Raw genomic sequence first — 13451 nt, forward strand, 5'->3', positions numbered from 1 at the left:
GACCCGGCCAACGCGGGCCCGTAGCCACCACCGGCTGCGGGCCCGCACTCATACCCGCGGTACGTCATCCCGGTGACGTACAACCCGACCCGATGACGTACCGAGCAGCCCGGCCGCGACCGGTCGCGACACCTGCCGCGCGCGGGAGCGGGAGGGTCGGGGCGATTCTTTGACCGAGCAGCGAGCGACCCTCACGCCCTTCTCGCCCGCTTGCGTGCGTGGCGATTTCGAAAGACGCCCCCAGCTCAGCCCCTTTTTTGCGCACGCCCAACCGCAGCCCCGCGCCCAGCTGCAAAAAATCTCCCCCCGGGCTGAGCAGCACGTATGCGATTCCTGCGAACGGTTGGGGGACCGGTTCCACCCCCGGCCGCGCGCGGGGGGTTTCTGGACTTTCTGGACCCCCTTACGCGCGCCCGCACCCGCGCACGTTGGACTCCGACCGCACCAACCACCCGCCGCACCAACAGCGCCTCACGCGCCGCCATTAAGGCGCGCCGTCACAGACAGGGGTAGGGGAGTCGCGATCACTGGACCAACAGCCCCGGGGCCCGTCGCGGTCAGAACCGCACACACACGCTCAGAATTGTGAAACGCGATTCTCGCCCCCCGGGGGGAGACCCCCGCAAGGCTCACCGCCGGGACCGCCGGGGAGGCTGCTCGCCCGTCCGTCAGGTTCAGAACCTGCCGGCCCCGTACCGAGCACCCGCCGGCCACTCCGCACCGGGGCCACCGGCCGCACCTCGAGCTGCTCGCCCCGCTCAACCGGGAGCAGCCGAGCAGCCACCGCTGCTCGCCCCTCCTCCTCGAGAGGCAGGACCGGACCCGGGCCGAGAGGACGACGACGCTCACTCATCCCGTGATCATCCGCCCGGGGTGGGGGCCGACTCCCCCCGGGCCCCTGCTCATCGCCCGGGAGGTGCTGGCGGTGAACCTCTGTACGGGTCTGGGGGAAACCGCGCGGATCCAGACGACAGACAGAAGCGGAGCGGCTGCGCCGCACGACCCTCGAGCGGCCACCGCCCGGAGCTCCCGCGGTCCGGCTGCCGTCCGCGCGTCCAGACGACAGACATTGCGGAGCGGCAGAGCCGCACGACCTTTCGGCGACAACCGCGCGTTGTCGTCCCGGTCGGATGTCGAGAGCGGGTCAGGACCACGACCGGCAGCCGCCGGACGAGCCGCGGCACCGGCTGCCGAATGGCGGGGGTTGGGTAGCTGCTGTGAGGCTCCCCAACCCCCGGGCGGAGGTGGTCCACGGTGGCCGGCCGGTGTCCGGGTGCGGGCCGGAATGTGGTTGATCATTCAACGTTAGTGGAGGGTAGTGGAGGGTTTTCCGAAACTCTCCATGCATGCACCTATGGAGGATTAACGGGAAACCCTCCACTACCCTCCACTCGCGCAGGTCAGAGCGTTATGGGCTGGAACAGCAGAGCGCCCCCACCGTGATGATGGGGGCGCTCCGCTCGAGGGGTCTCAGTCGTCGTCGTCGTCGGTCCCAGAGAGCATCAGGCCCTGGTACGTCTTGACTCCTCCGGTGCTTTTCTTGCTGACGTGGCCACGCTGTGCGAGCGATTCGGCGAACGCCTTCTCAGTGCCTGCCTGCTCCCCGCTCGAGGCGCACCACGCCGACCACGCGGTGAACAGCTCCCGGGCGCGCACCCGACCGTGAGGCGTCGTAATGGTGCGTTCCTCGAGGAACCGGCCGAGCACGTCACTGGACGCCTGATACTCCTGCGTGCGTACCCGGATCACCTCCGGGGGGTTCAGCCCTTGCTCCTGATAGGCCAGCCACCCTTCGTACACCCACGAGAGCACAGCGGCGGACGCTTTCTTGAGCCGGTCCGGCAGACTGCCGTCCCGTTCTTCCGGGGGGATGACGACGTCGAACGGCACCACGAGGATGCGGCGCCATACCGCCGGGTCGTCGCCGGAGACTGCTGGCAGGTGGTTGGTGAGCATCACGAGTGCATGGGACGGGTCGAACTGGATCGGGTTCTTATGCATCAAGTTCGCTTCGATGTGGTCGCCACCGGTGAGGCGCTTCATCGTGGATTCGGCGAACCGCTTCCCCTGCTCCGTCTCGGAACAGAACACCAACCGGGCGCCACGCAGTCGCATCTTGAACGCGCCGTGCCGCTCGTGCTTGGACTCCATCAGGATCGCCGGGTCAACCTCGATCGCGTAGTCCCCGAACGCGGCCTGCATGGCGTCGCGGAAGGTGCCTTTACCGTTCGCCCCGGTCCCGGTGAAGATCGGCATGACGTGTTCGGTGACCTTGCCGAGCATGGCGTAGCCACAGAACCGCTGTACGAATGCGCGGACTTCCTCATCGGGCAAGATGCGCTCGAGGAACGATTCCCACTCGGCTGCTCCCCCGTCGCCTTCCTCCGGCTCATCGTCCAGTCCGGCGCCGGCCACCTTCGTAATCAGGTCGTCGCGCGAGCACTCGGTGATGTCCCCGGTGAGCAGGTTCACCGTGCCGGTGGGCGTGTTGAACAGGTACGGGTCCGCGTCTAGTTCCTTGCTGGCCACGCTCATCGGGGCCAGGGCGGACGCGATTTTCACCATGCCCTCGAGGCCGGAAGCGGACTCCGACTTGCGGATGTCTTTGTACAGGTCGTCGCGTTCGTCCCCGCCCATGTTCTCGAGGTCCCGTAGCGCGTTCTTCACCGTTCCCACGGCGTAGCTGAGGTCTACGCGCTTTTCATCGGCAAGCCACCGGGCGCCGTCCCATTCGTGCCATCCGATGCCGTGGACGTGCCGCAGCGAGTCCCCGTGCTCGGACAGGAAGCGCTCTGCCATCCGGAGTTGCCCGCGGTGCTGGACCGGGGCGCGGCGCACGCTGCGCACGGCGCGGCGCGGTCCGGGAGTGCGGGGCGGGGTCAGGTCGTCTCCGGCCCACATGTCGTCTTCGGCGGTGGTCGTCGTCACGCCGCACCGCCCATGGTGTCGCGGGTGCCGGTACTCCACCCGGACCGGATGGTGTGCAGCGCTTCCTGCTCGCCGACGCCGGTGGACCGGGCCGCGGCGAGCAGCTCGTCCTGCACCGTGGCCTCACCGAGCACGGCCGGCGCGGTCGCCGAGAGTTCGCCAAGCCTCCGAGCCGCGGCGAACAACCGGCGGTTGCGCTCGCCCTCCCCGGTGCTGGCCACCGCCTCGAGCTCCCCGTTCAGTGCCGCGACCGCGTACCGCTCGGCACGGTCTCCGGTCGGGAGCTGATGAACTCGCGCGGGCAGATCTTCCAGCCGGGGTACGTCTGCCGGCCGGAGCAGCTCGAGCAGCCACCCGGGGAGCGGCTGTGGCTGGGCCGGCGAATCCGACGTCTTGCGGTAAGCGACGCCCTGCGCTGCCGAGTAGGACCCCGCAGCGATGACGTATCCACCGATGCCCCGCACGTCGATGAGCGGGCCGAGATGCGGCGCGGTGCGCCCGTCCCCTGTCGCACACCCGATGAGCGGCCCGTCCGCCGGCTGCCAGAAGTAGAGGTGCACCCCGCCGGACGGGGTGATCACGGTGTAGGTCTCCGGCCACTCGGCACCGGCCGCGGCTGCGATCGCCTCGAGGACGTCTACCCCTGACGCGACGCTGGCGTACTGCTCCGGCAGCACGGTGTCGGCCTTGAGCATGTCGCAGTCGATGACCAGCAGCCCCCGGCCGTTCGGTCCGCCGCGGCCGGTGAGCAGACCGACGTGTGCCCGGGCGAACCTGCCGCTGCTCCACCACTGGGAGACCTGCTCCGGGTCGGAGAACTTCGCGACGTCCTCATCGGACTTGTCCTTGCCGAAGCCGGGGACCATCGCGCCCTTGTCGGTGCGGGAGCAGGGCACCACGGGGAGCCCGCGGCCCACCCACGTCAGCGCCACGGCCCGCTGCTGTGCGACGAGACTCACGGTCGGACGCCTGGACGGATCGTCCCCGATCGGCTGATCGCGGGGGGTGGGTAGCTCTGTGCCGTTAGGCCCCGTGAGCTGCGGGTTTGTGCTCATGGATGCGTCCCCTTGGGGGTAAGGGGCGGCACCTAGGTTGGGACAGAAGAGTCAGGGTCGCCATGGATGACACGCGAGACGTGTCTTACTCTGGCAACGCGTCCTATGAAAACGCGACTCATTCCGTCCGCCCCCCGGGTGCCAGCCCGTTGGGTAGGGTTCTCGGTATGCGTCCCGAAGGGTCCGGTGGTGAGACACCGGGCCCTTCTGCATATCTGGGGCTAGGCAGCCTCAGCCGAGAAGGTGTCGTGCTCGACATCGAGCACCGAGCGGTGAATACGAACGACGCGATTGCCGGGACCGATGCGCTTCGAGCGGATCTCTCCACTCGCCGCCCACCGGTGAATGGTTCGAGTCGAAACCCGGAAGTGGGATGCGACTTCTGCAACGGTCAGCCATTCCGGGCCGACCACCTCCGGCGAACAAATCGATGACATTGATCCTCCTGCGGCTTCTGTGCCTCACAGCAGCGTAGCCGTCACACGCGACAACCATGCCCCTGCCACTGTCGGTCGCGCACACCCCCGGGACGCCCCACAACGGAGAGCAACGGGAGTCAAAGCGAGGCACCGTGAGGCGCCGTGAGGCAACAGGGCGGCTGCCCTGTCCCCTCTTGAACGCCAAGTCGCAGAATCTGTTACACCGAGCCGGAGACCTGCCACAGCCCGGGCGCGTAGACGTCCTCCCACACCTCGATGGGGCCTTCCTCATCGTGAAATGAGGTGTGCAGTACGAGGACGGGCACGGCTGCGGTGGGCGGTGCCACGACCTGCAGCGCCTCGAGTTCATCAGCAGTCGCGAGTCGAGCGCCACGGCGCTCCGGGGACCGGGTGACGGTCCGTCCGGTCCGCTCGGTGTAGGTCGTCTGCCAGAACGGGCGCAACTGTCCCTGCTGCAGCAGCTCGGGGACGGCTGCGAGCGCCCGGGGGTGGACACAGGAGAGGGCTACCACGGTGGGTCGCCCGTCCTGCAGAAACACCCGCCGGCGGACCACGATTTCGTCGTGCAACTCGATGTCGAGCTGTTCGGCAATGTCAGGGTCTGCGCAGCTCCGGAGCATGGCTGTGTGGCCCGTGCTCGTCTCACCCGATGAGTAGGGCTGACCGGTGCGGTTGATCCGGTCGATACGAGCTGCGCCCGTGGAGGCGACCCGGGGGCGTGACGTCACGACCGTGCCCAAACTTCCGCGACCGGTCGCGAGACCTTCCGACTTGAGCACCGAAAGCGCCCTGCTGACGGTCTTTGCCGACACGTTGAACTGCTCGCGGATCTCCTGCACTGACGGCAGGGCCGCCCCGGGGGTCAGCTCTCCGTCCTGGATGAGCGTGCGGAAGTGCGCCGCCACGTCGGCGTATCCCGCCCCGCTTGCCTTGAATGCCACGGCCTGACCCCTCTCGTGAGTGATGCGCTCTCCCGTCAAGGTACATCATGAACCCCTATAGGTACATCGCTTGCGAATCAAGGGTTATCTATGTACCTTCGGAGACGTTGCAAGGTTCTTGATGAACCTTCCGCAGCACTCTCATGCCGTGCCAGAAAACCGGCGCGGCCCCGGTGGCTAGACCGGGGCCGCTGTCGGACCGGACCCCCTGGGAGGGACCGACCCATGAGGAACCGTATCCGCGCTGTACGTGGCGCCGTACTCCGGTGGACGTGCTGGCTCTGCCAGGCAGACGTCCCCGGTGACCAGACCGTTTGCGGGTGCTCGTGATGAGCGCCGAGCAGACCGCAGCCGATGAGCTGCCCACCCGCTACCGCCGACTCCTGACCCCGTGGCTGTTCCGGGCGATCTGGATTCCGTTGCTGACCGTTGAGGCGGTCGCTCAGTTCGTGTTCCACCGGCAGGACATCGTCAACGTGGTCGCCGCGGTACTGCTGGCCGTAATCGCGATCCGGTACGCGCTCATCCACTCCGCCGACGCTGCGGGGGGTGAGCAGCAGTGAGCAGCCGTCTCGAGACCCTGACTCCCGCACAGATCCGGTCCGCCGAACGCGTCCTGTCAGTCGGCACGTGGGGCATCACCGCGGGCGCGGTGTTGTTCTCCGTCCTCACGGTCACGCCGCTCGTGGAGCGGGTCACCCCGGACGGCTACGGCTGGACCGCCCCGATTCTCCCGCTCGTCGTGGACGCCGCGGTCGTGATCGTGGTGAATCTCGACTCCGTTGTGTCCCGGCTGCGGACGGACGCCGGCCGGTGGCCCGCGCTGCTGCGGTGGCTTACCGGTCTGATGACGCTGCTCCTGAACGTCGGGGACAGTGCCATCAAGGGCGACCCGACCGGCGTTGCTGTTCACTCCGTCGCCCCGCTCCTGCTCATCGTCACGGCGGAAGCTGCGCGTTCATACCGGGCTGCGATCGGTGCCGCTCTCGAGGGCATCGAGCGTTCACGGGCCGAGCAGGCAGCCGCCGAAAAGCGCGAGCGAGCCGCCCGTGAACAGCAGGCCCGGGCCGAGCGTGAACAAGAGACCGCCCGCCGTGAACAAGCGGAGCAGGCTGCCCGTGAACACGCCGAGCAGCTCGAGCGGGAGCGCCTTGACCGCGAGGACCAGCAGCGTCGGGAGGACCGGGAGCACGCCCTCCGCATCGAGCAGCAGAGGGCCGACCGGGACGCCGCAGAGCGCCGTGAGCAGCGGGAGGCGCAGCAGGCGCGGGAGCTCCTGGAGCTCGAGCAGCGCGCCCGTGCCGAGCGTGAACAGGCAGAGCGGGAGGACGCCGAGCGGGCCGCCCGTGAACAGGCAGCCGCCGCACGCCGCGCGGCCCGTGAACAGCGGGAGCAGGCAGCCGTGAACACGGGCACCCCCGCCGTGAACAAGCGGACCGACGCCGTGAACACGGAGCAGTCCAACCCCGCGGTGAACACGAACAAGCTGAGCGAGCAGGCCGCCCGTGAACACATCGCAGCAGCCGTGAACGCCAACGCCGGCGTCACCGTGCGGACGCTCGCCGACGAGACCGGCTGGTCGCTCGGCTGGGTGTCTGCCCGTCGGCAGGAGCTGCAGACCGCCGGGGCCGAGTCGTGATCGCCCCCGCGCAGCGTCTGCTGCTCGCCACCGCCGAGAGGGCAGCGGCGACCGTGCGGCTCCTCGAGGACCTCGAGCTGGTTGAACAGATGAAAGCGGGTGTTGCCGCCCCGGTCGTCGCCCCGCTCCCCCTGTACGTCGTCGTCGCCGGCGGGGAGCTGCTCAGCGTCCACGCCACCCCAGGGGAGGCCGAGCAGTATGCGGACCCGGGTACAGAGATCCGCCCCATGACGTACCGCCCGGGGGGTGGGCAGTCGTGACTGTCATTCCGCTCGGTACTCCCCGCGTGTGGGCGGTCGTCATGTCCACGGCCGGCCACCGCTGCCACTGCACCGGGGCCTGCGGCAGCAAGCACAGCAAGTCGGCCATGCAGTGCGACCAGACCACCGAGCACGGGCACCTGCTCGCCGCACCGGCAGACCTGACCCTCACCGCCGCAGCCGCCGCCGCGGTGCCCGCCGGGGAGCTGCTCGCCTGGTGCACCGACTGCCACCACAAAGCGACCGCCCGGCAGCGCCGAGACGCCCGGGAGCGGGCCCGGCTCGAGACCGCCGAGCCTCCCGGCCTATTCGACCTCTGACCAGCGCCACCAGCCCCGGCAGTCACGCCGTGAGGGCGCCGGATCGACTCCGGCCCGGGGCACTCCCACCACTCGACCCAGCAGAGCGGAGCAGGACATGGAGCACCTTCCCACCCCCCGCGTACAGGTTCCCCCGGGCTGGCCCACCGTCCCGGCCGCGCCCGTCACCGGGACCGTCAGCCTCTACGGCGAGCAGGCCGGGACCGTCGTCTACGTCCCGGGCCCCGGTGGGCAGATGGTGGCCGTACTGCGCGAGCACCTGCCCACCGCGCCCGCGGTCTACCAGCCGCGCGACCTCACCCCGCAGCCCCTGTTTGACGCCCGGGCGCAGCGTCTCGCCGCGGGTGGCCTGCTCGCCGGCGGGGTCGGTTTCGGGGGTGGGCAGCTGCTCATCGGTCTCGGCACGGCAGTCAGCGCGCTCGCCGGTCTCGGCTCTGTCGTGATGTGGGCCGCGGTCGCGGTCGTCGCCTCCCGGATCGGTCCGGCCTTGCTTGGCACCGGCCGGGCCACGGTTCACCACCACACCACCACCGTCACGAACTCCGCCCGCTGGTTCGGGCGCACGACGACGCACGTCCGCTGACGACCCTCTGCCGCTCCCGGTACCGGTCTACGGGCCCGGGGACGGCAGAGGACCGGACAGACCGGCCCACCGCACCACCAACCAGAGAGCAGGCCAGCATGACGACAGCACGCGCCCCCCGCCCCGGCCAGCAGAGCAGCACCCGCGACAACAAGTTCACCAACGTGGGCGCCGCGGCCGGCGGATTCGTCGGGGGCATGGCATCCGGGTTCGTTCCGCCGATCAACGTCACCGTGAACAACAACCGGAAGAGCGGCAGCGTATTGGGGGGCAAGGTCCACACGGAGAGCCTGCTCCCCGCCCCGGAGTTCACCTCTCCCGCGCAGATCCGCAACTACTGCAACACCCTCCGGGCCGCTGCGGTGACCCTGTCGTTCGAGGTGGCCATGGGCGCGGAGATTCTCAAGGCGGTGCTGGCCACGGTGCCGGACCCGGACGGGCGGATCGGTGGTTCGAAGATCCGGGCGTTCAAGGTCGCGAGGAAGCTGCAGCGGTCCGCCGACGAGCTCCGCAACGCCGCGAAGTTGGCCGCGGCCACCTACGCCGCTTTCGCGCAGGAGTACGAGGGGGAGCTGAACGCGCACCGCGCCAAGGGGCAGCGGCGCCCGCAGCAGCCGCGCATGACGTGGGGCCAGCAGTGAGCCGCCGGTGGGTTGACCAGGACGGACGGGACATGGACCGGGAATTGGAGAAGGAAGCGATGGCGAAGACCAGCACCAGCAGCAGCACCGGCGGCAGCGTCGGCGCGTACCTCCTCCACCGCGCCAAGCCGCACCTGCCCCCGTGGATCGGTCTCGCCGGTGTCGGTCTCGCCGGGGGCGGCGCTCACTGGATGTGGGCCGATTCGGTCGGTGCCGGCGTAGGCCTGACCCTGTCCGCCGTCGCCCTGACCGGGGCCACGTGGTGGGCCGGTCGGGAGACCAGCGCGCAGCGTCGCCTGCACTCCGCAATCACGGTCGCGGCCGGGTCGGCATGGGTGACCGGAGCAGCCCTTGCTGGTCCGCTCGCCGGTGCCCTGCCCGACGCGTACCTCATGGGCGGGGCAGTGCTCGCCCTGTCCTGGAACGTGAGGATGGCGCTCCGCACGTCGGACGGGCCCGCCCCGGAGTCTGCGGACAAGGGCCTGCTGGCCAAGGTGGGGCTGGCCAAGGCCCGCATCGGCCGCACGGAGGTGGAGCCGAACCGGGTCACGGCCGCGCTCGCCCTCGAGGGCGGGGAGCAGACCAACGACGACGTCGCCAAGGCTCTCGTCCGCATCGCATCGGCCCTGGACCTCCCGCAGTCCGCGGTGCGCTACCAGCCGTCCGCCGACTCTGCGCGCCGCGGGGAACTGGTCATCGTGCCCCGCGACATGCTGGGGGAGGCGCAGGAGTGGGAGTGCCCGTCCCTGCCGGGAGCGTCGATCGCTGATCCGCTCGTCATCGGGCAGTACGACGACGGCTCACCGCTCATGGTGTGGCTGCCCGGCGACCCCGACGAGGGCCGCAACGCGTCGCACTTCCTCATCGCCGGGGGTACCGGCTCCGGCAAGGGCGACGCCGCGCTGAACCTGCAGACAGAGATCCTGTCGCGCCGCGACGTCATCATGTGGCTGTCCGACCCCAAGGCGTTTCAGGACTTCCGGCCGCTACTCCCCGCCTACGACTGGGCGGTGGAAGGCGGAGCAGGCACAGAGGCCATGGTCGAAGCGCTGCAGCACGTCATCCCCGCCCGCACGGGATGGCTCGGCAAGCATTCCTACCGGCAGTGGACGACGCAGGCCGCCGAGACGCAGACCGACCCGGCGCACTCCTGCCGGCCGGACCGCACCGCGTGCGGCTGCCCCGGGATGCCGTACATGGTCGCGTGGATGGAGGAAGCCGCGAACACGCTGCGGGCGCTCGGAGACGACGCGTTCACCGGCACTGCGCAGGAAGCACGGTCCGCCGGCGTCTCCCTCATCGTGTCCCTGCAGCGCCCGTCCTACGACCAGATGTCCACCAGCACCCGCGCCTCCCTCCCGTCCGTGATCGCGCTCGGCTGCGACCCCCGCGACGAAGGGTTCTCCCTGCCGGAGTCCGTCATCGACCAGGGCGCCCACCCCGGGGCGTGGGGCAACCGGAAGCCGGGCTATTGCTACGTCGTGTCCGGCGGTATCGACGAGGACCGGTACGCCTCCCCGGGCCGCACCTTCCAGTTCACCCCCGGGGCGGTCTCCCTCATGGAGACGCTCGCTCAGTGGACCGTGCGCAACGGGGCGACCGCCGACCCGATCACCGCCGGGGCCGCGCGTGCGGTCGTCGGCAACGCGTACACCGGTCGGCAGGCCCACACCGACGAGACGACGGAGCAGACCACCGTGCCGGAGCAGGACAACGAAACGCTGAACGGCTCCCTGCTCGACCCGGAGGACGCCGCCATGGACCCGGAGCAGGACCTCCCCCCGGCCGGGCAGGGCGACGACGCCGGCGGGCTGTTCGGCACGGACACCGGCCGCAAGCCCTCCCCGGAGGAAGCGCGGGAGCTCTTCGCCCGGGCCCTCGAGGAGTTCGAGGCAGCCGGGCAGATGGTGGTCGGCCCGAAGGACTTCATGGACTGGTGCGACGCCAACGGCTACAGCCGCCCGTGGGTGTCCGCGAGGCTCCGGGACGCTGCCGCAGAAGGGCGCCTCGAGCCGACGAGCACGACCGGCCGGTGGCGGATCGTCCCCGCCCTGACACCCGCGTGACGCCTGACACCGTCACGGACCCCGTGACACCCAAACCCCTAGGCGGGAGCAGGTGTCACGCGCCCTGACACCCAGCCCTGACACCCGCGTGACACCGAGCCTGACAGCAGAAGGGACGCCCGCGCAGCTATCGCGGGCGTCCCACCGAGAGGGTACCGAGAGGACATCGTCATGACCGTTGCCGAACTCCGCGCCGTGCTCGCCGATCTCCCCGACTGGGCCGCGGTCGTCATCCCCGTCGCCACCGAGGACGACTGCACCGAGGACGCCGACCTGACATACACCGACTACCGGGCCGGAGTCCTCACCCTGGACACCGACTGACCGACCGCGCACCGCCGCAGCGGCCCCTGCTCCCCACCGTGGGACAGGGGCCGCTGCCATGCCCGGCTACTCGTCCGGCAGCATCATCGGAGCTCCCGTCGGGGAGAACCCGCGGCGCCTCCACGGCGGCGGCTCAACCTGTGGGGCGACTGGCCGAGCGGCATCACGTGACGCGTCAGGTGACGCGTACTGTGACGCGTCATGTGACGGCTGCCGACGTGCTGCAGCACGCTCCTGCTGGCGGGCCGTCTCCATCGCCAGCGCCACCGTTTCCCGCAGCCGCCGCGCCTCATACGCGCGCTGCCGGCACGACTGCGAGCAGTACTTGCGGGGCGTCGCCCCACGGGACGGAGTCAACGGCTTGTCGCACGACTCCCGCTCGCACACCGGAGCAGCAGCAGGGGGTGGGAAGGTCTCTTCGCTCATGCCCGCGACCGTATCGAGGCGCCGACCGTCACATCCGGCAGCCACCCCTACATAACTAGGGGGACGGGAGAGCCATTGGTCCCCAGGGCTTGCGGAGCTTGGTAACCGGCTCCCTTGAATGTGGTTGCACCACCTGCTGATCTACCCCGGCCCGTCCCGGCCTCCCTCGAGCTGTCCGGGACGGGCGGACTTTTTCCACCACCGCCACCGCCCTACCCCCGCACGCCCTCGTCCCAGGAGATCCCGTGGACTACCTCGCTCTGCTCGCCACCGCCGTTCCGATCGCGCTCATCGTCGCTCTGCTCTGCATCACGGTGATCAGCCTCGCCGCGATCTTCCGTGCTCACCGGGGCGACGTCGTCGCGGTGCTCCGGGCGCTGCCCGGTCTCGTCGCCGCCATGCTCCGGCGGAAGCCGTGACCGGGCCCCGGGGAGGGAGCCCCTGCCCCCTGCTCGAGCGACCGGGCCCGTATGGCAGCCGCGGCCCTGTACGCGTTCCTAAGAGGCTCTGCGGGCCCGGAGGCAGGATCGACTACCCCCGGGGCCAGTCGCCCGGGAGGAAGCACAAAGGGGGTTCTCCCCGGGCGACCCGTGGCCGTACTCCACCGACCGGTGGTCTGGGAAGGCGACTGCCCGTAGCAGCGCCCGACTTGCACCATGATGCCAACTGTTAGGCGTATGCCCCGGTATTACCGGTGCGGAGCGTCAGCCTGACGACAACGAACGCCGTTACCGCGGCGCTGCCCCGTAGGTCACGGTCCGTCACCTGATGCCCCGGAGTGCGGCATTCGTGTCCGGTCCTGTCACCTCCTGGCGCCCCTGTCCGCACCAAATCGCTCTCACCATTGGCGTTACATCTATGCCCATAGATGTGTACAGTGGCAGGCATGACGACGCCCCGCACCCCCGCTCTCCGACTCGTGCTCGTCCGCCGCGTCTCCACCGCCGTACAAGCCGTGGACGGATACGGACTCGATGCGCAGGACGCCGACTGCCGGCGTTGGGCCAAGCTGCAGACCGCCGAGCGCGTGCGCATCGTCCACGTCGTCACGGACGGGGACGGCAAGGGCGGGAAGTCGGGCACGTCCACCCTCGAGGAGCGCCCCGGCCTCATGGACGCCGTGGCGTGGATTGCGGACGGACGCGCAGACGGAATCCTCGCGCCGAACCTTGACCGGCTCGCCCGTGAACTCACGGTGCAGGAAGCCGTCCTGTCCTACGTCTGGGCCATGGCCGGCCGCGTGTTCACCGCCGACCACGGCGAGCACCTCGAAGACGACGCGTCCGACCCGATGCGCACCGCAATGCGGCAGATGCGCGGCGTCTTCCACCAGCTGGACCGCGGCCTCATCGTGAAGCGGCTCACCGAGGGACGCACGGCCAAGGGAGTCAAGGGCGGCTACGCCTACGGGGCACCCCGGTTCGGGCAGCAGTCCGTGGACGGAGAGCTCACCGCCGACGAGCAGGAGAACGCCACCGCCGAACAGATGGAGCGGTGGCGCGACGAGGAGGGCTTGAGCATCCGGGCCATCTGCGCCCGGGCCAACTCCCGCGACGACATGCCGGCCAAGCGCGGGGGGAAGTGGCACCCGACCACCGTCGCCCGGCTGCTCTCCCCGGAAGCCCGGGAGAAAGCCCGTCAGCAGTCCGCAGCAGCCCGTGCTGCTCGCAAGGAACAACAGCGCCGCGACCGCGCCGCACGCCTGCTCTCCCAGCACTGACCCGACAACGCCTGACCCGGCCAACGCGGGCCCGTAGCCACCACCGGCTGCGGGCCCGCACTCATACCCGCGGTACGTCATCCCGGTGACGTACAACCCGACCCGATG

General features: G+C 70.0%; 14 protein-coding genes. 10 read left to right on the top strand and 4 right to left on the bottom strand.

Annotation, left to right across the window (positions count from 1 at the left end; genetic code table 11):
* Window positions 1-1470 precede the first annotated feature (1470 nt).
* The 4 genes from ACIBCU_RS38145 to ACIBCU_RS38160 all read right to left on the bottom strand — a co-directional run bounded on the left by ACIBCU_RS38145 (window position 1471) and on the right by ACIBCU_RS38160 (window position 5364).
* Window positions 1471-2928, bottom strand: coding sequence for a phage/plasmid primase, P4 family (locus tag ACIBCU_RS38145; RefSeq protein WP_399237255.1), 1458 nt, complete (start codon window positions 2926-2928; stop codon window positions 1471-1473).
* Complete coding sequence (locus tag ACIBCU_RS38150) at window positions 2925-3887, bottom strand: bifunctional DNA primase/polymerase (RefSeq protein WP_399237257.1); 963 nt, start codon at window positions 3885-3887, stop codon at window positions 2925-2927. Before ACIBCU_RS38150 ends, ACIBCU_RS38145 begins: the two co-directional genes overlap by 4 nt.
* 317 nt (window positions 3888-4204) lie before the next feature.
* On the bottom strand, window positions 4205-4420 hold the full coding sequence (locus ACIBCU_RS38155) for a helix-turn-helix domain-containing protein (protein WP_399237259.1): 216 nt from the start codon (window positions 4418-4420) through the stop codon (window positions 4205-4207).
* A 200-nt stretch (window positions 4421-4620) separates the two neighbouring features.
* On the bottom strand, window positions 4621-5364 hold the full coding sequence (locus ACIBCU_RS38160; RefSeq protein WP_399237262.1) for a GntR family transcriptional regulator: 744 nt from the start codon (window positions 5362-5364) through the stop codon (window positions 4621-4623).
* Between the two features lie 329 nt (window positions 5365-5693).
* On the opposite strand from ACIBCU_RS38160, the gene ACIBCU_RS38165 reads away from it, so the two are divergent.
* The 10 genes from ACIBCU_RS38165 to ACIBCU_RS38210 all read left to right on the top strand — a co-directional run bounded on the left by ACIBCU_RS38165 (window position 5694) and on the right by ACIBCU_RS38210 (window position 13343).
* Complete coding sequence (locus ACIBCU_RS38165) at window positions 5694-5927, top strand: hypothetical protein (protein WP_399237265.1); 234 nt, start codon at window positions 5694-5696, stop codon at window positions 5925-5927.
* Entirely contained in the window at window positions 5924-7003 is a 1080-nt protein-coding gene (locus tag ACIBCU_RS38170) for a DUF2637 domain-containing protein (protein WP_399237268.1), read from the top strand. Before ACIBCU_RS38165 ends, ACIBCU_RS38170 begins: the two co-directional genes overlap by 4 nt.
* Complete coding sequence (locus tag ACIBCU_RS38175) at window positions 7000-7263, top strand: hypothetical protein (protein ID WP_399237270.1); 264 nt, start codon at window positions 7000-7002, stop codon at window positions 7261-7263. Before ACIBCU_RS38170 ends, ACIBCU_RS38175 begins: the two co-directional genes overlap by 4 nt.
* Complete coding sequence (locus tag ACIBCU_RS38180) at window positions 7260-7583, top strand: hypothetical protein (protein ID WP_399237272.1); 324 nt, start codon at window positions 7260-7262, stop codon at window positions 7581-7583. The genes ACIBCU_RS38175 and ACIBCU_RS38180 overlap by 4 nt, the downstream gene beginning before the upstream one ends.
* A gap of 97 nt (window positions 7584-7680) precedes the next feature.
* Window positions 7681-8166: a hypothetical protein gene (locus ACIBCU_RS38185; RefSeq protein WP_399237274.1), complete on the top strand. Its 486-nt coding sequence runs from the start codon at window positions 7681-7683 to the stop codon at window positions 8164-8166.
* A gap of 98 nt (window positions 8167-8264) precedes the next feature.
* On the top strand, window positions 8265-8807 hold the full coding sequence (gene traA / locus ACIBCU_RS38190; protein ID WP_399237276.1) for a plasmid transfer protein TraA: 543 nt from the start codon (window positions 8265-8267) through the stop codon (window positions 8805-8807).
* Between the two features lie 32 nt (window positions 8808-8839).
* A complete protein-coding gene (gene traB / locus ACIBCU_RS38195) occupies window positions 8840-10873 on the top strand; it encodes a plasmid transfer protein TraB (RefSeq protein WP_399237278.1) in 2034 nt (677 codons plus the stop codon).
* Between the two features lie 171 nt (window positions 10874-11044).
* Entirely contained in the window at window positions 11045-11197 is a 153-nt protein-coding gene (locus ACIBCU_RS38200; RefSeq protein WP_399237280.1) for a hypothetical protein, read from the top strand.
* Between the two features lie 671 nt (window positions 11198-11868).
* Window positions 11869-12042: a hypothetical protein gene (locus ACIBCU_RS38205; RefSeq protein WP_399237283.1), complete on the top strand. Its 174-nt coding sequence runs from the start codon at window positions 11869-11871 to the stop codon at window positions 12040-12042.
* 467 nt (window positions 12043-12509) lie between these two features.
* On the top strand, window positions 12510-13343 hold the full coding sequence (locus tag ACIBCU_RS38210) for a recombinase family protein (RefSeq protein ID WP_399237286.1): 834 nt from the start codon (window positions 12510-12512) through the stop codon (window positions 13341-13343).
* Window positions 13344-13451 lie beyond the last annotated feature (108 nt).

The sequence above is a fragment of the Streptomyces sp. NPDC051064 genome (assembly GCF_044455985.1).
In the GTDB taxonomy this organism is placed as follows: domain Bacteria; phylum Actinomycetota; class Actinomycetes; order Streptomycetales; family Streptomycetaceae; genus Streptomyces.

Bases quoted from the DNA above. Each gene is read 5' to 3' on its own strand.
- ACIBCU_RS38155 (WP_399237259.1), bottom strand. From the start codon at position 4,420: ATGTCATCGATTTGTTCGCCGGAGGTGGTCGGCCCGGAATGGCTGACC.
- ACIBCU_RS38165 (WP_399237265.1), top strand. From the start codon at position 5,694: ATGAGCGCCGAGCAGACCGCAGCCGATGAGCTGCCCACCCGCTACCGC.
- ACIBCU_RS38185 (WP_399237274.1), top strand. From the start codon at position 7,681: ATGGAGCACCTTCCCACCCCCCGCGTACAGGTTCCCCCGGGCTGGCCC.
- traA (WP_399237276.1), top strand. From the start codon at position 8,265: ATGACGACAGCACGCGCCCCCCGCCCCGGCCAGCAGAGCAGCACCCGC.
- traB (WP_399237278.1), top strand. From the start codon at position 8,840: ATGGACCGGGAATTGGAGAAGGAAGCGATGGCGAAGACCAGCACCAGC.
- ACIBCU_RS38200 (WP_399237280.1), top strand. From the start codon at position 11,045: ATGACCGTTGCCGAACTCCGCGCCGTGCTCGCCGATCTCCCCGACTGG.
- ACIBCU_RS38210 (WP_399237286.1), top strand. From the start codon at position 12,510: ATGACGACGCCCCGCACCCCCGCTCTCCGACTCGTGCTCGTCCGCCGC.